Origin of the sequence: Actinopolyspora xinjiangensis (assembly GCF_900104475.1) — a bacterium.
In the GTDB taxonomy this organism is placed as follows: Bacteria; Actinomycetota; Actinomycetes; order Mycobacteriales; family Pseudonocardiaceae; genus Actinopolyspora; species Actinopolyspora xinjiangensis.
The window spans coordinates 367,566-384,471 of sequence record NZ_FNJR01000004.1; the positions used below are offsets into that span (position 1 = coordinate 367,566).

The following is a 16,906-nucleotide window of genomic DNA, read 5'->3' on the forward strand; positions in this document are numbered from 1 at the left end:
ATTCCGAGACCGAGCGGGCTGGAACGATGCCTTCCCCCGCCGAGCACGGGGACGTGATCCTGGCGGCCGGAGCGGTACTGTGGCGGCCGGGCCCCACCGGTGAACCGGAGATAGCCGTGGTGCACAGGCCCCGGTACGGGGACTGGTCCCTGCCCAAGGGCAAGCTCGACCCGGGTGAGACGATCGCGCACACCGCCGCACGGGAGGTCGGTGAGGAAACGGGACTGGACTGCGTGCTGTCCCGCCACCTCCGCCGAATCGGTTACGAGGTGCCGCGCGGGGCGGGCTCCCGCGCCGACAAGTTCGTGCACTACTTCGCCGCGCGTGCGCTCCCCGGCGAGTTCGTCGCCAACGAGGAGGTCGACCAACTGCGCTGGGTCCCGCTCTCGCGGGCTCACGAATGGCTCACATACGCGGACGACCACGGCGTGGTGAACTCGTTCGAGAGCCTGCCCGCCACCATGAGCACCGTGCTGCTGGTCAGGCACGCCGAGGCGGGCGACCGCGCTGACTCCCACGAGGACGACAACCTGCGACCGCTCAGCGACGCGGGATGGCGGCAGGAGAAGGAACTGCACAGCCTGCTGTCGCTGTTCGGCCCCGAACGCGTACACGCCGCTCCGAGGCTGCGCTGCGAACAGACGGTGGACTCACTAGCCCAGGACCTGCGGACGAACGTCGAGCCCGAACCGGCACTGACCGAGGAATCATACCGAGCTGATCCGGAAGCCGGAAGGCGGCGACTGCTGCGTATCGCCTCCGAACCCGGAACCGCGGTGGTGTGCAGCCAGGGCGGTGTCATTCCGGATCTGGTCGGCTCGTTGTCCCGGTCGGGCGGGCTGGCGATCGGCGAAGTCCACAGCCGCAAGGCCAGCGTCTGGGTCCTCTCCTTCCTCACCGACACGCACTCCGGTAACGGGGCGGATCCCTCCCCGTTGCTCGCCGCGGCCGACTACTTCCCGAGCCCGGCCCCGGAAGACGAAAGCGTCCGAGAAGCACGGTAGCGAGCGCTACTTCCTGCTTCCGCGACTCGAAGTGGACTTCCTGGTCGAACTCGTGGAGCTCTTGGAAGACTGGGTCCTGCTGGTCGCGGACTTGGACGTTCCTGTCTTCGCGGTGCCAGTCTTGGCGGTTCCGGTCTTGGCGGTGCTCGTCGTGGACGTGCCCTTCGAAGCGCCGGTGGCCCTGGTGCTACCGCTCTTCGTCGCCGTCTTGGCGGAAGTGCCCGCCTTCGCGGTCCCGGTCTTCGCGGTGCTCGCCTTGGCACCCCCCGTCCGGGACGCGCTCGTACCGGTCTTGGCCGTGCTGGTCTTGGCGGTGCTCGTCCTCGTGGAGGTGGCCGCGGTCGTACGGCTCGTTCCGGTCCTGGACGCGGCCTTCGTGCTCGTACCGCTCTTGGCCGTGCTCGAACGGCCCGTGGTGGCCCTGGACGACGTCGCCGTCTTGGCGGAAGAGCCCGCTCTCGCCGTGCTGGTCTTGGCGGTGCTCGTCGTGGACGTGCCCTTCGAAGCGCCGGTGGCCCTGGTGCTACCGCTCTTCGTCGCCGTCTTGGCGGAAGTGCCCGCCTTCGCGGTCCCGGTCTTCGCGGTGCTCGCCTTGGCACCCCCCGTCCTCGTGGTGGCGGGCCGTGTGGTCGCTCCGCCCGTGCGGGAACTCGTCCCGCCCGTGCGGGTGGTGGTTCCGGCCCGCGCGGTACCGGAAGCGCTCTTGGCAGCCGCCGAGGTGGAACGGCCCGCCGTACCGGTCTTGGGGGTGGTGGCGCGGGGAAGTTTCCGCTGGCCGCCGACCACTTCCTTGAACTGGGTGCCGGCCCGGAAAGCGGGCACGTTGGTCTTGCGGACCTTCACCGCTTCCCCGGTGCGCGGATTGCGGGCGGTGCGGGCGGCACGAGCGCGCTTCTCGAAAACACCGAAGCCCGTGATATTCACCTTCTCGCCCTTGTTGACGTTGCGGACAATGAGATCCACGACGTTGTCCACTGCCTGACTCGCGGTTTTTTTGTCACCGAGGCGTTCGGCCAACGCCTCGATTAGTTGCGCCTTGTTCACGTCAGTCCCTCCCAGGACAACTACGGCCCGTCCGGGCCGACTCAGGGGCCACGGTAAATCTCCGCACCAACGGATGCCATTCGCCACGCCCGTTTTTCGGGTGGTGGCGCATCATTGACGGTCGGCGAAACCGATGTCCCCTCATCCCGGGAGTGCTCGTCCGGTTTACCGTTCGGGGGCGATTTTCAACGCTCGAGAGCGGGAAAACGCCCCCGAACCGCGCCCCTCAGGCGGTGGGGGCTGGCAACGTGGTGGGCAGGAAACCGGGCCTGGTTCGCTCGAAGGCGTCGATGCTGTCCTCGGAACGCATCGTCAGGCCGATGTCGTCGAGGCCCTCCAACAACCGCCAGCGCGTGTACTCGTCGACCTCGAAGCCGACGGTCAGGTCCTTGGCACTCACTGTCCGCGCGTTCAGGTCCACCGTCACGCTGGTACCGGGCTCGGTCTCCAGCAGCTTCCACAACAGTTCCACATCGGACTGCTCGCAGCGGGCGGCGAGCAGTCCCTGCTTACCGGCGTTGCCTCGGAAGATGTCGGCGAACCGGGAGGAGATGACGACGCGAAAACCGTAGTCCTTCAGCGCCCAAACCGCGTGCTCACGGGAGGAGCCGGTACCGAAGTCGGGGCCGGCGACCAGCACGCTGCCCCGGTTGAACGGCTCGACGTTGAGGACGAAATCCTCCTCGGCTCGCCAGGCGGCGAACAGCGCGTCCTCGAAGCCCGTCCGCGCGACGCGCTTGAGGTACACGGCCGGGATGATCTGGTCGGTGTCTACGTTGGACCGACGAAGCGGCACGCCGACACCGGTGTGGGTGGTAAACGGTTCCATGGACTGCTCCAAACATGTCGGAAGGCGAGGCGCCCCGCTCCGGCCGGCGCGTGTTGGGGCGTCGTGCCCGGAGAGCGCCGGATGGGGCGGACCGCGTGACTACAGGTCCTCCGGCGAGGAAAGCGTGCCGCGCACGGCCGTCGCCGCCGCCACCACTGGGGAGACGAGGTGCGTACGACCGCCCTTGCCCTGCCTGCCCTCGAAGTTCCGGTTGGAGGTCGAGGCCGAGCGCTCCCCCGGCGTGAGCTGGTCCGGATTCATGCCCAGGCACATCGAGCAGCCCGCCTGGCGCCATTCGGCCCCCGCGGCCTCGAAGACCTCGTGCAGCCCCTCCTCCTCGGCCTGCTGACGAACGCGCATGGATCCCGGGACCACCAGCATGCGGACGTCATCGGCGACCTTGTGGTCGCGCAGTATCCCGGCCGCGGTGCGCAGATCCTCGATCCGACCATTGGTGCAGGAACCGAGGAACACGGTGTCCACCGAGATGTCGCGCAACGGGGTACCGGCGCGCAGGCCCATGTACTCCAGCGCCTTCTCGGTGGCCGTTCGGGACTCCTCGTCGGAGATGGTCTCCGGATCGGGAACCCGCTCCCCGAGCGGAAGCCCCTGGCCGGGATTGGTCCCCCAGGTCACGAACGGCGTGAGCTCGTCCGCGTCGATCGTCACCTCGGCGTCGTAGACCGCGTCGTCATCGGTGCGCAACGACTTCCAGTACGCCACGGCCTCGTCCCAGTCCGACCCGCGAGGCGCGTGCTGGCGTCCCTCGAGATAGGCGAAGGTCGTCTCGTCCGGGGCTATCATGCCCGCCCTGGCACCGGCTTCGATGGACATGTTGCACATGGTCATGCGGGCTTCCATCGTCATGGACTCCACCGCCGAGCCGCGGTACTCCAGCACGTAGCCCTGACCGCCACCGGTTCCGATCTTGGCGATGACCGCGAGGATGACGTCCTTGCTGGTAACTCCGGGGCGAAGCGTTCCCTCGATGTTGACGGCCATGGTGCGGAACGGCCGCAGCGGCAGCGTCTGGGTGGCCAGTACGTGCTCGACCTCCGAGGTGCCGATCCCGAAGGCGAGCGCACCGAAAGCCCCGTGCGTCGAGGTGTGACTGTCGCCGCACACCACCGTGGTCCCGGGTTGGGTCAGCCCCAGCTGAGGCCCGACCACGTGGACGATTCCCTGCTCGGAGTCCCCCATGGGATGAAGCCGTACTCCGAAGTCGGCGCAGTTCTTGCGCAGCGTTTCCACCTGCGTACGCGACACCGGGTCGGCGATGGGCAACTCCGCGCCGTCGGTGGGCACGTTGTGGTCCTCGGTCGCCAACGTCAGATCCGGCCGGCGTACGGGGCGGTCGGCCAGCCGCAGCCCCTCGAAGGCCTGCGGGCTGGTCACCTCGTGCACGAGATGGAGGTCGATGTAGAGCAGGTCCGGCTCGTCCCCCGTACCGCGACGCACCAGGTGCTCGTTCCATACCTTCTCGGCGAGCGTGCTACCCATCGCTCCTCCCATCGAGGCCGTGGGATCCGAGTGGTACGGCTCCCACGTTGTGGACTTCCCATATGACGAGACGTTAGTATCGCCCCGTGGGAGAGCATAGCGGTATCGGAGTTCTGGACAAAGCGGTGGCCGTCCTACAGGCGGCCGCCGAGGACCCGTGCGGCCTCGCGGAACTGTGCGAGCGTACGGGACTGCCCAGGGCAACGGCACACAGACTGGCGGTCGGACTCGAAACTCACCGGATGCTGCGGCGCGGCTCCGACGGACGTTGGCGCTCCGGACCGGCCCTCGGCGAACTCGCGGGCGGAGCGGTGGACCCGCTGCTGGAGGCGGCGGCCGCCGTGCTGCCCAAACTCCGCGACATCACCGGAGAGAGCGTCCAGCTCTACCGCCGCGACGGCATGCAGCGCACCTGCGTGGCCACCGCCGAGCCACCGAGCGGACTGCGGGACACCGTTCCGGTCAACACGGCGCTGCCGATGACGGCGGGTTCCGGCGCGAAGGTACTCGCGGCGTGGTCCGATCCCGCGACCCAGCGGGCGGTACTGGCGGAAGCCGTGTTCGGAGAGCGGACCCTCATGGAGGTGCGCCGGCGGGGCTGGGCGCAGAGTGTCGCCGAACGGGAGTCCGGAGTGGCCAGCGTCTCGGCACCGGTGCGTGATTCGGCGGGCACCGTGGTGGCCGCCATCTCGGTCTCCGGACCCATCGACCGGATGGGGCGCAGGCCGGGCAGCAGGTGGGCCGCGGACCTGCTCGCGGCTGCCGAGGGGCTGCAGAACAGGCTCTGATCGGAACCCACCCACCGTCGCGGCGGCCGCGGGGTGTCCTTCACGCGTTCCCGGGGCTCGGGAACGGTCCACCACCTCGCGGCCCACCCGGGGGCGCGAGCCGAGGGACGGGTGCCACTCGACGCGGCAAGGCATGTTCCCCGGCCGCGAGACCGAGCACGGTGGCTCGGTGGCACTCGTCGTCCCGACGAGCGGAATCGCCGGACACCTGGGCGTACGGTGACAGCGGAGATCCGAGGAACTGGAGGGCGCCACCCCGCCGAGCTCGCCACGGAACCGCCGAGGGCGGGAATGGTGACAGACCCTTGAACACACGAAAAGCCGATGTGCGGCACACCGGCTTTCCGTATCTCGAGTAGTCCCGATGGGATTCGAACCCACGTTACCGCCTTGAGAGGGCGGCGTCCTAGGCCACTAGACGACGGGACCGTAAGCACTCTCGCGGAGCTCCCGAAGGAGCACCATAACTTGTCAGCGGATCATAACGTAACCCGGTGCGACACAGCACACGAATCCGAAATGACCGGCACCACGCGGGCGAAGCTCACGCCTATCTCGGTGAAGTGGCACGGCGAAGCCGAAAGGCTCCCCGGCCTCCGTAGTCCCGATGGGATTCGAACCCACGTTACCGCCTTGAGAGGGCGGCGTCCTAGGCCACTAGACGACGGGACCGCACGAGGCACGCCGGATTACCGAGCGTTTCCTCAGCTGGGGTACCAGGATTCGAACCTAGACTAACTGAACCAGAATCAGTCGTGCTGCCGATTACACCATACCCCATCGACACCGATGAACATCGTATCATTCGGCGGTTTTTCACTTGTTCCGTGCGATGACCTCTGTTCATCGCGTTGGTGAATATACTAGACCATGGCCGCGAACCCCGGTTAACCACCCCCCCTGTCGACGATGATTCAGCAGGTGAGCGGGCTATACCCCGCGATCCTCGGCACGTCCCTCGACAGATGGATCTCGCCCCCTACGCGCCCCGTCTTCCACCGAACCACGTTCCGGGGAGCCGACCGGATCTCCGGGCTCGGGACTTCCCCGAGTCGAACCGGTCCGCCTCGGGGCGCGGAGGAGCGCCACTCGGAGCACCCAGCGAGGCCACGGGCCGCCACGACACGCGTGCGACAGCCGTTGGGCCGGGCGAGCACTCCGAGGGCACCGAATCACTCGGCCCGGTAGCGGTTCACCTCGAGCCGACCATGCTCGCGTCGCGAGCGGGCGGCGCGGCACCACCGGCCCAGTCGAGCGGAAGATCGCACACCAGCAGTTCGGGAAGCTCGCACAGGCTCGTGATCACAGATACCCCGCGGTGGGGAACCATCACACTCGCCGAGCTGTTGCGCTCGCGGTCCAGCCAGACACCGTGCATGCCCGCGCACGCGGCTCCGTTGGCGTCGACCTCCAGGTTGTTGCCGACGTGGACCACCTCGGCGGGCGAGAGGCGCAGGGCCGCGCAGGCAGCGGAGAAGATCTCGGGGGACGGTTTGGCCACCCCGCACTCCTCCGAGATGAGGACCGCGTCGAAACTGGCGGCCAGTCCCGTGGCGGCCAGCTTGTGACGTTGATACGCCCCGGGGGCGTTGGTTACGGCGGCCACCCCGAAACCACTGGCACGAAGCCATTCAAGACAGCGGGAGACGTCGTCGAACAACTCCCAGGACTCCCGCAGCGCGGCCATGCGGCGCTGTTCCCTGGCCAGCACCTCGTCCTCGCTGAGCTGTTCCCCGAACGCGCCGAAGAAGTCACGGGTGCGCTCCCGGCACATCGTCTCGAAGTCGATCTCACCCGCCGCCATGCGCGCGTTGTACTCGTCGGTCAGTCGTCGCCACACCGGCCACGCCGCATCGTTGCCGGTCAGCGACGCGAAGGCCCTCCGAGCCGAGCGGTGACTGTCCAGCAGCGTGTCGTCGATGTCCAGGCAGACTGCTTTGACGCCAGAGGGGCGTTCCGGAGCCGATACTTCAAGTGCGGATTTCACCCCGTGAGGCTAGGCCTCCACCCGGAGTGGCCGACTCGCCCAACATGGTGATACTTAAGTCACTGACACGGTTTAGTTCGCTCGTGCATCAGCACATGAACTCACTCACCGTGCCGGTCCGCGGACCCCGCCGCCGGAACCGACACGGTGAGAATGATCACTCCTGATTCGCGGTCCGCAGCGCGCCGCGCAGTCGGTCCAAGGAGGGCTGCCTGCCGAGGAGTTCCATGGACTCGAACAGCGGCGGCGAGACCGTACGGCCCGTGACCGCCACGCGAACCGGAGTGAACGCTTTGCGGGGTTTTATCCCCAGCCCCTCGACGATCGCCTCCTTCAACGCGTGCTCGATGTCGGCGGCACGCCACTCGGACAGCGGTTCGAGAGCGTCGAGAGCGGCCGAGAGCACCGGTGCCGCGTCGGTCCCCAGAGCCTTCGAAGCGGCGGCCGGTTCCGGCTCGAACGTCTCCCCCGCGAACAGGAAACCCATCATGCCGACGGCGTCCGAGAGGACCGTGAGCCGCTCCTGGACGAGCGGGGCCGCCGCACGCACCGTCTCCAACTGGTCCTCGCTCGGACGTTCGGGCAGCACCTCTCCGGCGACCAGGTAGGGCACGACCCTTTCCACGAAGTCGTCGAGGTCCAGAGCGCGCAGATGCGCGGCGTTGATGGCGTCGGCCTTCTTCTGGTCGAACCGGGCCGGGTTGGCACTGACCCGGCGGATGTCGAACGCTCGGACCATCTCGTCGAGACCGAACACGTCACGGTCCTCGGAGATGGACCATCCCAACAGGGCCAGGTAGTTGAGCAGCCCCTCGGGGAGGAAACCCCGCTCGCGATGATGGAAGACGTCGGACTGGGGATCGCGTTTGGAGAGCTTCTTGTTGCCCTCCCCCATCACGAACGGCAGGTGGCCGAACTCCGGGGTGAAGTCGGTGATCCCGATCCGCCGCAACGCCTCGTAGAGCGCTATCTGGCGCGGCGTGGAGGACAGCAGGTCTTCCCCACGGAGCACGTGGGTGACCTTCATGAGTGCGTCGTCGACGGGGTTGGTCAACGGGTACAGCGCGTCCCCGTTGCCACGCACCAGCACGGGGTCCGGCACGCTGCCCGCCGGGAAGGTGACCTCGCCTCGGATGAGGTCGGTGAACCCGATGTCGCGGTCCGGCATCCGCAGCCGCAGGACCGGCGTACGTCCCTCGGCGCGCAGCTCGGACTTGCGCTGTTCGCTCAACGCGCGGTCGGCGTTGTCGTAGCCCAGCTTGGGGTCCCTGCCTGCCTCACGGTGGCGCTGTTCGACTTCCTGGGGCGTGGAGAACGACTCGTAGAGCTCACCGGCCTCCAGCAGTTTGGCGGCCACATCCGCGTAGATCTCACGCCGCTGGCTCTGGCGATAGGGGCCGTACTCACCTCCCACATCCGGCCCCTCGTCCCAGTCGAGGCGCAACCATCGGAGGGCGTCCAACAGCGACTGGTACGACTCCTCGCTGTCCCTGCTCGCGTCGGTGTCCTCGATGCGGAACAGCAGCGAGCCGTTGTTGTGCCGGGCGAACGCCCAGTTGAACAAGGCGGTGCGGATCAGTCCGACGTGTGGCGTCCCGGTCGGTGAGGGGCAGAACCGGACTCGTACCGGGCGGGCGGACTCGGCGGTGGTGACATCTGACGTGCTCATGACTGGTTCAGCTTATCCCGCGTCCCGGACCTGTTGACCGGTGCGTCCCACCCGAGCATCCTGGCATTATTCAACGCTTGTTGAATTCTTTCCAGGAGTACCCGGTGATGCTCTGTCAGGTCGCGATGCGCCCGTTTCGGCTACCGTCCGCGCGAGCCCTTCGGCGCGGTGTGCCCACCGAGCGCGTGATCGGCCACCCGCGTGGTTCCCCAGGTCCCGCCGTGCGGGATTCCGGGACACGGCGGGAAAACCGCCCCCGCTCAGCGGACTCAACCGTGCGAGCACCGCACCGACCGGGACGACGAAACCCTGTACAGGAAGGGATCTCCTTGAAACCGACCACCTGCTGCATCGTCGGCGGAGGCCCGGCGGGGATGGTGCTGGGACTGCTGCTCGCACGCTCCGGGGTGCGCGTGACCGTGTTGGAGAAGCACGCGGACTTCCTGCGCGACTTCCGGGGCGACACGGTGCACCCGACCACGCTGGCACTGCTGGACGAGCTCGGTCTCGCCGAGCGTTTCGCCGAGCTCCCGCAACGAAGGGTCGGCAGCGTGATGCTGCCGGTGGGCCCGGACGAGGAGTTCTACACACTGGGCGACTTCGAGCGGCTGCCGATCAAGTACAACTACATCGCCCTGGTCCCGCAGTGGGACCTGCTCAACCTGCTGGCCGAGGAGGCGAACAAGGAACCCACCTTCTCACTGCGGATGAGCACCGAGGCGACCGGACTCGTGCGGGAGCGGGGCCGGGTGAACGGCGTGGACTACCGCACCGCCGAGGGGGAGGAGGGGCGCATCCGAGCGACCGTCACGGTGGCCTGCGACGGCAGGAATTCCCTGGCCCGGCGCGAACTCGACGCGGAGCTCGGGGTTCGGGACTTCCCCACCCCCATGGACGTGCGGTGGTTCCGGATTCCACGCCGGGAGGGCGATCCCGCCGGAGTCGTGGGAAACATCCGCGACGGCTCGTTCACCGCCCTGCTCGACCGCGGGGACTACTACCAGGCCGCCTCTGTCATAGCCAAGGGCACCGACGCCGCCGAGCGCGCCGACGACGTCGAGCGATTCAACGAGTCGCTGCGGAACCGACTCGGCTGGCTCGACGACGGCAGGGAACTCGTACACGACTGGGAGGATGTGAAACTGCTGCACGTCACACTGGACCGGCTGCGCCGCTGGCACGTGCCCGGTCTGCTGTGCATCGGCGACGCCGCGCACGCGATGTCGCCGGTGGGCGGGATCGGAATCAACCTGGCGGTGCAGGACGCGGTGGCGGCGGCCCGGCACCTCGCGAAACCACTGCGGCGGGGTGGACTACGGCACGGCCACGTCACCGCGATCCAACGCGTCCGCCGACCGACGACCGTGCTCCTCCAGGGGCTGCAACGCATCCTTCACGCCAACGTGGTCGAACCCGCCCTGCGCGGGGACATCGACTTCGGCCGACGCGCCGAACCGCCCCTCCCGCTCCGACTGCTGTCGAAGCTCCCCTGGCTGCGGCTGATTCCGCCGTACGTCCTGGCCTACGGCGCCAAGCGGGAACGCCCGCCGAAAGAGGCCCTCCGCTGAACGCACCGCCGGTGCCCGTTCCGCGCCTGGCACGAGGCCGGGCGGATGGAACGGGCACCGGCGGTGCCGCGCGATCGGACGGGACTGTCGCCGGGTCCCGGGAGCGGAAGCTCAGGCCTGCTGCACCGGATTGGTCAGCGTTCCCAGTCCCTCGATGGAAACCGAGACCTTCTGCCCGGCCCGCATCGGCCCCACTCCGGCGGGAGTACCGGTGAGGATCACATCACCGGGCAGCAGCGTCATCACCCTGGAGACGAACGAGATCAACCCGGCGACGTCGTGCGTGAGCAGCGAGGTCCGGGACTCCTGCCGCACCTCGCGGTCGAGTTCGGTTCGCAACTGCAGGTCGGAGGGGTCCACGGCCGTGTCGATCCACGGCCCCAGGGGGCAGAAGGTGTCGTAGCCCTTCGCCCTCGTCCACTGCCCGTCGGCCCGCTGCTGGTCCCTGGCGGTGACGTCGTTGGCGATCGTGTAGCCGAGCACCACGTCGGTTCCCCGGGCCTCGGGCACGTCCTTGCACGGTTGTCCGATCACCACCGCCAGCTCGCCCTCGTAGTCGACCCGCTCGGAGTCCGGGGGCATCTTGATCGGAGCGCTCGGCCCGATCACGGACGTGGAGGGCTTCATGAACAGCACCGGGTTCTGGGGTACGTCCCCGCCCATCTCCCGCGCGTGCTCGGCGTAGTTCTTGCCCACGCACAGCACCTTGGTCGGCAGGATCGGCGCCAACAGCCGCACGTCGGCCATCGGCCACTTGCGACCGGTGAACGTCGGCTCCCCGAACGGATGCTGGTCGATCTCTACGGCGAGTACCTTCTCACCGGGTGACTTGGGGTCCGGCTCCAATGCCACGAACGAGACCCCTTCGGGCTGAGCAACACGTGCCAGGCGCAAACGAAACCTCCGTTATCAACTGTCCGGTGACAGCCTACGTGCGGACGCGGAAAGCCCGAACGCCTGGTCACCTCCTGTTCGGAGCGGTGACTTCCCCGGTTTCGGCCCGGTGGATCGCCTTGTGGGCGAAGGCGTCGCACAGCGCGTACCAACTCGCCTCCACGATGTTGCCGTGCACACCCACGGTGCTCCACTCCCGGTGTTCGTCCCGGGACTCCACGAGCACCCTCGTCACGGCGTCGGTGCCGGAGGCGTCGGTGAGAATCCGCACCTTGTAGTCCACCAGCTCCACCTCGTCCAACCACGGCAGCCTGGGCACCAGTGCCTTGCGCAGCGCGGCGTCCAGCGCGTTGACGGGGCCGTTCCCCTCAGCGGTGGCGATGACGCGCTCCCCCCGCACGTGCAGCTTGACCGTGGCCTCCGAGACCACCTGCCCGTCCGGACGGTGGTCGAGCGAGACCCGGTAGGACTCGAGGCCGAAGGGAGCTCCGAACGACGGACCGTCCGAGGTGTCCACCTCGGTCTCCGAGATCGTGCCCTCGGCGAGGGCGATCTCACGGCGCAGCAGCAACTCCAGCGAGGCGTCGGCGCCTTCGAACGACCACCCCTGCGACTCCAGCTCCTTGACCCGCCGCACCACACCGGTGACGGCGTCCGGCGAGGAGCTCAGGTCCAGCCCGAGCTCGGCGGCCTTGAGCTCCAGACTGGCGCGCCCCGACATCTCGGTCACCAGCACCCGCATCCCGTTGCCGACACGTTCCGGCTGGATGTGGTTGTACAGCTCCGGATCCACCTTGATCGCGCTGGCGTGCAGCCCGGCCTTGTGGGCGAAGGTCGAGGCTCCGACGTAGGCCTGGTGGGTGTCCGGGGCGATGTTGGCGATCTCGGCGAGCGCGTGCGAGACCCGGCTGAGCTCGGACAGGTTGCCCTCGGGCAGCACGGGCAGTCCCAGCTTCGTCTCCAGGTTCCCGACGACGGCGAACAGGTCCGCGTTGCCCGCGCGTTCGCCGTACCCGTTGGCGGTGCACTGCACGTGCGTGGCCCCCGCCTGCACGGCGGCGAGCGTGTTGGCGACGGCGCAGCCGGTGTCGTCCTGGCAGTGGATGCCGACCCGGAAGCCGGTGCGCTCGACGACCTCCTCGACGGTCTCCGCCAGTCCGGTCGGCAGCTGCCCGCCGTTGGTGTCGCACAGGCAGACCAGATCCGCACCGGCGTGCACGGCCGCTTCGAGCATCCGCAGCGCGGTGTCCGGATCGTGGGCGTAGCCGTCGAAGAAGTGCTCGGCGTCCAGGAAGACCCGCCGGCCGTGTTCGGTGAGGTAGCGCACGGTGTCGGCGATCATGGCGTGGTTCTCCGCCACGTCGGTGCGCAGCGCGCGTTCGATGTGCCTGCTGTCGGACTTGGCCACCAGGGTGATCGCGGGAGCACCCGAGTCGAGCAACGCGGCGACCTGGGAGTCCTCCCGAACCGAGGCTCCCGGACGGCGGGTGGAACCGAAGGCGGTGAGCACGGCGTGCCGAAGATCGAGTTCACCGGCGGAGGCCCGCCGGAAGAACTCGGTGTCCTTCGGCAACGCACCGGGCCAACCGCCTTCGATGAAGCCCACGCCGAGGTTGTCCAGGATGCGAGCGACCGCGAGCTTGTCGGCCACCGAGTAGGAGATGCCTTCGCGCTGCGCACCGTCGCGCAGTGTCGTGTCGTAGACGTGGAACGTGTCCGCCGGTGGGGTTCCTGCCGGGCTGGTGCGGGTCACTGTCCCTCCAGAAGGGCGGTGATGGTCGGGCCTGTCGCGGCGTGGACGGCCCGCGGTGGCTGTCGTGGACACAAAAAAGACCCCCCGCGAATGCGAGAGGTCTGCGCGCCGGGTCCGCGGAGTCGAGTCACCCGGCGCGCTCGCCAATAATGCCCATCGTGTACTGGACCATGCCGCAATGCTCGCACATCGCGAAAGCTCTCCAACCAGTGGGCCCTTTTTCCCAGGATGCGGACGTGACGATTCGCCCACCGCCTCGGCCCGGGATCACACCTCACGAGGTGGCCGGACCGGTCGACGGGACACCCCGCACGGCGGTGTCGGACAGGCCCGGAGAACGGTTCCGGGCCCGCGTGAACCGTCACACCTGCTGCACGACCTCCCGGGCGGACACCAGGGCGGCGAGCCGGTCGCCGATGGCGTGGGTCGCCCCCGGGGCGGAGTGATCGCGGGTCGCCAGATCGAAGGCGACCGAGGCCTGGACCCTCCTGGCCGCCTCGGCGTAGCCGACGTGGTCGAGCAGCAGCGCCACCGACAGCACCGCCGCGGTCGGATCGGCGGTTCCCTGCCCCGCGATGTCGGGAGCACTGCCGTGCACCGGTTCGAACATGCTCGGATTCCGCCTGGTGGCGTCGATGTTCCCGCTGGCGGCCCTGCCTATCCCACCGGTGACGGCGCCCGCCAGGTCGGTGATGATGTCGCCGAACAGGTTGTCGGTGACGATCACGTCGAACCTGCTGGGGTCCTGGACCAGGTGGATCGTGGTCGCGTCGACGTGCTCATAGGTAACCGTGACGTCCGGGTACTGCAGCGAGAGCTCCTCGACCACGCGGGACCAGAGCGATCCGGCGTGACTGAGCACGTTGGTCTTGTGCACGAGGGTCAGATGCTTGCGCGGACGTGCCGAGGCCCTCGCGAACGCGTCGCGAACCACCCGCTCCACCCCGAATGCGGTGTTCAGGCTCACCTCGGTGGCCACCTCCTGCGGGGTGTCCTTGCGGAGCAGTCCGCCGTTGCCCGCGTAGGGCCCTTCGGTTCCTTCCCGCACGACGACCATGTCGATCTCACCGGGATCGGCGATCGGACTCTGCACACCCGGGTAGAGCCGTGCCGGGCGCAGGTTCACGTGGTGATCGAGCTCGAAGCGCAGCCGCAACAGCAGTCCACGCTCCAGAATGCCGCTCGGCACCGACGGATCGCCCACAGCACCGAGCAGAATCCCGTCGTGCTCGCGCAACTCACCCAACACGGATTCGGGAAGTAGCTCCCCGGTGTTGTGCCAGCGAGCGGCTCCCAGGTCATACCGAGTGATCTCGGTTTCGGGGAGGACCTCCCCCAGCACCTTCAGCGCCTCGGCCACCACTTCCGGCCCGATCCCGTCACCTGGGATCACAGCGAGCCGCATGCACACACCTCCCGAGTACTACCCCGATTCGGGGCTGAAACGTTGTGCCGCAGATTACCGTGCTTCGGTGTCGCACAGGCACGCCGGACCCCGAAACTGGACGTCACCTCCCGCGCAGTGGGACACCCGTTCGGGCGATTCTCGTCCCTACAGTGGGTGTTCGAACCGTGCTGACACATCGGTGACCAGCCAGTGGGACACGAAAAAACGGGGGCCACCGCGACTGCGGTGGCCCCCGTTCAATCGATCAGGGGAACGTCTCCGTTCCCCACTCCACGAGTGGCTCAGGAACCACGTCGGGCAGCGGACCCGCCCCGGCCGCGGTTCGGAAGGCCCGTCACTCGAAGCTGACGGTGCGCACCGTCTTGGCCCCCACGGCGGCGCCGATCGGCTCCAGCACCCCGGCGTCCACGGGCCGATCCACGCGCAGCAGCATGATCGCGTCCGAACCGTCCGAGGTCTGGCTGATCTGCGCGGCCTCGATGTTGGTCCCGACCTCGCCGAGCAGAGTCCCGACCTTGCCCATGACACCGGGGCGGTCCGGGTACTCCAGCAGCAGCACACTGCCCTCGGCACGCAGGTCGAAGTGCCTGCCGTTGACCTCGACGAGCTTCTCCACCTGGTTCGGGCCGTCCAGGGCACCCGAGACGACCCCGGTTCGACCGTCGGACAGCACGGCGCGCACCGAGACCACGCTGCGGTGGCTCGCGCTCTCCGGAGCGGTCTTGACGTCGATGTCGACCCCGAGGTCCTCGGCGAGCTGCGGGGCGTTGACGAAGGTGACCTGGCTCTCCACGGCACCGGAGAAGACACCGCGCAGCGCGGCCAGCGGCAGCACGGAGACATCCTCGTCGGCCAGCTCGCCCCTCGCCTCGACCGTGACGGAGGTCGGCGTGCTGCCGAGCACCGCGGCCAGCAACGAGCCCAGCTTCTGGGTCAGCGGCAGGTAGGGACGGACCTCCTCACCGACGGCCCCGCCCTGCACGTTGACCGCGTCGGGGACGAAGTCGCCGCGCAGCGCCTGCAGCGTGGAGTGGGCGACGTCGGTACCAGCCCGGTCCTGGGCCTCGGCGGTGGAGGCTCCCAGGTGCGGGGTGGCGACGACGTTGGAGAGCTCGAACAGCGGGCTGGAGGTGGTGGGCTCGGTGCTGTAGACGTCGATGCCGGCGCCACCGAGGTGGCCGCTGCGCAGGGATTCGGCGAGGGCGTCCTCGTCGATGAGCCCGCCGCGCGAGGCGTTGACGACGATCGCGCCCTGCTTGGTCTTCTTGAGCTCCTCCGCACCGATGAGGCCGAGCGTCTCGGCCGTCTTCGGCAGGTGGATCGACATCGCGTCGGCGCGCTGCAGCAGTTCCTCGAGGCTGACCAGCTCGATGCCGAGCTGTGCGGCACGCGCCGCCGAGACGTAGGGGTCGTAGGCGATCAGCTTCGCGCCGAAGGCCTCCAGCCGCTGCGCGACGAGCTGGCCGATCTTGCCGAGGCCGATGACGCCGATGGTCTTGTTGTTGATCTCCACGCCGCTGTAGGAACTGCGCTTCCACTCACCGGCACGCAGGCTCGCGTCGGCCGCGGCGACGTTGCGGGCCACCGCCAGCAGCAGCGCGATCGCGTGCTCGGCCGCGGAGACGATGTTGGAGGTGGGGGCGTTGACGACCATGATGCCGCGCTCGGTGGCCGCGGGCACCTCGACGTTGTCCAGACCCACCCCGGCACGGGCGACGACCTTCAGCCGCGTGCTGGCCGAATAGACCTCGGCATCGACTTTCGTCGCCGAACGGACCAGCAGCGCGTCGGCGTCGGCAACGGCCTCGAGCAGTGCCGGGCGGTCGGTGCCGTCAACGTGGCGGATCTCGACCTCGTCTCCGAATGCTTCCAGCACCGAAGGAGCCAGCTTCTCGGCGATCAGGACGACAGGACGGCTTGCGTTGGTCACGGGCGCGCTCCAGTAACAGAGATCAGGGTCGAAGCAAGGCACGCCATTGTGCCGGGCTGGTGCCGCAGTTTAACGCTGATATGAGAATCCGTTCACACAAGTGTTGGACGTATCACCGTAACGCGGCGGCATCCCAACACGACCGTGCGGCGGAAACAACACCGAAACAGCCGCGCACCAGCCCCTCGAAGGACTCGACGGCTCCACCGCCCCGCGACAGCGGGGGGTTGACACCCGGTTCACGGCTCGTCGAACTCGCCGTCCTTGGCGCCGGCCACGAAGGCGTCCCACTCCTCGGGGGTGAACACGAGCACCGGCCCCTCCGGGTCGGCACCGTTGCGCATGCCGATGTAGCCGTCCACGAACGCGATCTCCACCCCCGGCTCGTCATCGTCGTCGGTGCTGGTGATCCACTCAGCCTTGCTGAAGTCGAGCTCGTCCCTGATGTGGGCCTTGTCGTCGACCGGTTGCGTTTCCTCACTCACAGTGTGGATACTAGCGCGTCCCGCGTGGTCCACCGAACACCCCGGAG

The 16,906-nt window shown here is 68.3% G+C and carries 13 protein-coding genes and 3 tRNA genes; 3 read left to right on the forward strand and 13 right to left on the reverse strand.

Annotated features, from left to right (window positions below; all coding sequences use genetic code 11):
• Nucleotides 1-26: 26 nt before the first annotated feature.
• Complete coding sequence (locus BLQ75_RS08675; RefSeq protein ID WP_092600562.1) at nt 27-1,004, forward strand: NUDIX hydrolase; 978 nt, start codon at nt 27-29, stop codon at nt 1,002-1,004.
• 6 nt (nt 1,005-1,010) lie between these two features.
• Here BLQ75_RS08675 and BLQ75_RS24460 read toward each other — a convergent pair whose 3' ends face one another.
• From BLQ75_RS24460 to leuC, 3 genes are all read right to left on the reverse strand, one after another.
• The gene (locus BLQ75_RS24460; RefSeq protein WP_092600390.1) at nt 1,011-2,048 is read right to left on the reverse strand and encodes an HU family DNA-binding protein; all 1,038 of its coding nucleotides are present in this window, start codon (nt 2,046-2,048) and stop codon (nt 1,011-1,013) included.
• A 226-nt stretch (nt 2,049-2,274) separates the two neighbouring features.
• The gene (leuD, locus tag BLQ75_RS08685; protein WP_092600392.1) at nt 2,275-2,877 is read right to left on the reverse strand and encodes a 3-isopropylmalate dehydratase small subunit; all 603 of its coding nucleotides are present in this window, start codon (nt 2,875-2,877) and stop codon (nt 2,275-2,277) included.
• A gap of 99 nt (nt 2,878-2,976) precedes the next feature.
• Nucleotides 2,977-4,377, reverse strand: coding sequence for a 3-isopropylmalate dehydratase large subunit (gene leuC, locus BLQ75_RS08690; RefSeq protein ID WP_092600394.1), 1,401 nt, complete (start codon nt 4,375-4,377; stop codon nt 2,977-2,979).
• An 86-nt stretch (nt 4,378-4,463) separates the two neighbouring features.
• Between leuC and BLQ75_RS08695 the strand changes: the two genes are divergently transcribed.
• Nucleotides 4,464-5,165: an IclR family transcriptional regulator gene (locus BLQ75_RS08695; RefSeq protein ID WP_084133986.1), complete on the forward strand. Its 702-nt coding sequence runs from the start codon at nt 4,464-4,466 to the stop codon at nt 5,163-5,165.
• Between the two features lie 356 nt (nt 5,166-5,521).
• On the opposite strand, the gene BLQ75_RS08700 is transcribed toward BLQ75_RS08695, so the two are convergent.
• The 5 genes from BLQ75_RS08700 to gltX all read right to left on the reverse strand — a co-directional run bounded on the left by BLQ75_RS08700 (nt 5,522) and on the right by gltX (nt 8,821).
• A tRNA-Glu gene (locus tag BLQ75_RS08700) sits at nt 5,522-5,594 on the reverse strand.
• A gap of 170 nt (nt 5,595-5,764) precedes the next feature.
• Nucleotides 5,765-5,837, reverse strand: a tRNA-Glu gene (locus BLQ75_RS08705).
• A 36-nt stretch (nt 5,838-5,873) separates the two neighbouring features.
• Nucleotides 5,874-5,945 (reverse strand) — tRNA-Gln (locus tag BLQ75_RS08710).
• A gap of 412 nt (nt 5,946-6,357) precedes the next feature.
• A complete protein-coding gene (locus tag BLQ75_RS08715) occupies nt 6,358-7,152 on the reverse strand; it encodes an HAD family hydrolase (RefSeq protein ID WP_092600396.1) in 795 nt (264 codons plus the stop codon).
• Nucleotides 7,153-7,309: 157 nt separating this feature from the next.
• Nucleotides 7,310-8,821, reverse strand: coding sequence for a glutamate--tRNA ligase (gene gltX / locus BLQ75_RS08720; protein WP_092600398.1), 1,512 nt, complete (start codon nt 8,819-8,821; stop codon nt 7,310-7,312).
• A 329-nt stretch (nt 8,822-9,150) separates the two neighbouring features.
• Here gltX and BLQ75_RS08725 point away from each other — a divergent pair, with 329 nt between their 5' ends.
• The gene (locus tag BLQ75_RS08725; protein WP_092600400.1) at nt 9,151-10,389 is read left to right on the forward strand and encodes an FAD-dependent oxidoreductase; all 1,239 of its coding nucleotides are present in this window, start codon (nt 9,151-9,153) and stop codon (nt 10,387-10,389) included.
• Between the two features lie 111 nt (nt 10,390-10,500).
• Here the strand turns inward: BLQ75_RS08725 and BLQ75_RS08730 are convergent, their stop codons facing one another.
• The 5 genes from BLQ75_RS08730 to BLQ75_RS08750 all read right to left on the reverse strand — a co-directional run bounded on the left by BLQ75_RS08730 (nt 10,501) and on the right by BLQ75_RS08750 (nt 16,859).
• Nucleotides 10,501-11,283: a fumarylacetoacetate hydrolase family protein gene (locus BLQ75_RS08730; RefSeq protein WP_043572289.1), complete on the reverse strand. Its 783-nt coding sequence runs from the start codon at nt 11,281-11,283 to the stop codon at nt 10,501-10,503.
• A 67-nt stretch (nt 11,284-11,350) separates the two neighbouring features.
• Nucleotides 11,351-13,036: a citramalate synthase gene (gene cimA / locus BLQ75_RS08735; RefSeq protein WP_092600402.1), complete on the reverse strand. Its 1,686-nt coding sequence runs from the start codon at nt 13,034-13,036 to the stop codon at nt 11,351-11,353.
• A gap of 361 nt (nt 13,037-13,397) precedes the next feature.
• The gene (locus BLQ75_RS08740; protein ID WP_092600404.1) at nt 13,398-14,441 is read right to left on the reverse strand and encodes a 3-isopropylmalate dehydrogenase; all 1,044 of its coding nucleotides are present in this window, start codon (nt 14,439-14,441) and stop codon (nt 13,398-13,400) included.
• A gap of 337 nt (nt 14,442-14,778) precedes the next feature.
• Complete coding sequence (serA, locus tag BLQ75_RS08745) at nt 14,779-16,374, reverse strand: phosphoglycerate dehydrogenase (RefSeq protein WP_043572295.1); 1,596 nt, start codon at nt 16,372-16,374, stop codon at nt 14,779-14,781.
• 239 nt (nt 16,375-16,613) lie between these two features.
• Nucleotides 16,614-16,859, reverse strand: a complete 246-nt coding sequence (locus tag BLQ75_RS08750; RefSeq protein ID WP_043572297.1) for a DUF397 domain-containing protein — start codon at nt 16,857-16,859, stop codon at nt 16,614-16,616.
• Between the last annotated feature and the right edge of the window lie 47 nt (nt 16,860-16,906).

Bases quoted from the DNA above. Each gene is read 5' to 3' on its own strand.
- BLQ75_RS08740 (WP_092600404.1), bottom strand. From the start codon at position 14,441: ATGCGGCTCGCTGTGATCCCAGGTGACGGGATCGGGCCGGAAGTGGTG.
- gltX (WP_092600398.1), bottom strand. From the start codon at position 8,821: ATGAGCACGTCAGATGTCACCACCGCCGAGTCCGCCCGCCCGGTACGA.
- leuC (WP_092600394.1), bottom strand. From the start codon at position 4,377: ATGGGTAGCACGCTCGCCGAGAAGGTATGGAACGAGCACCTGGTGCGT.
- BLQ75_RS08675 (WP_092600562.1), top strand. From the start codon at position 27: ATGCCTTCCCCCGCCGAGCACGGGGACGTGATCCTGGCGGCCGGAGCG.
- leuD (WP_092600392.1), bottom strand. From the start codon at position 2,877: ATGGAACCGTTTACCACCCACACCGGTGTCGGCGTGCCGCTTCGTCGG.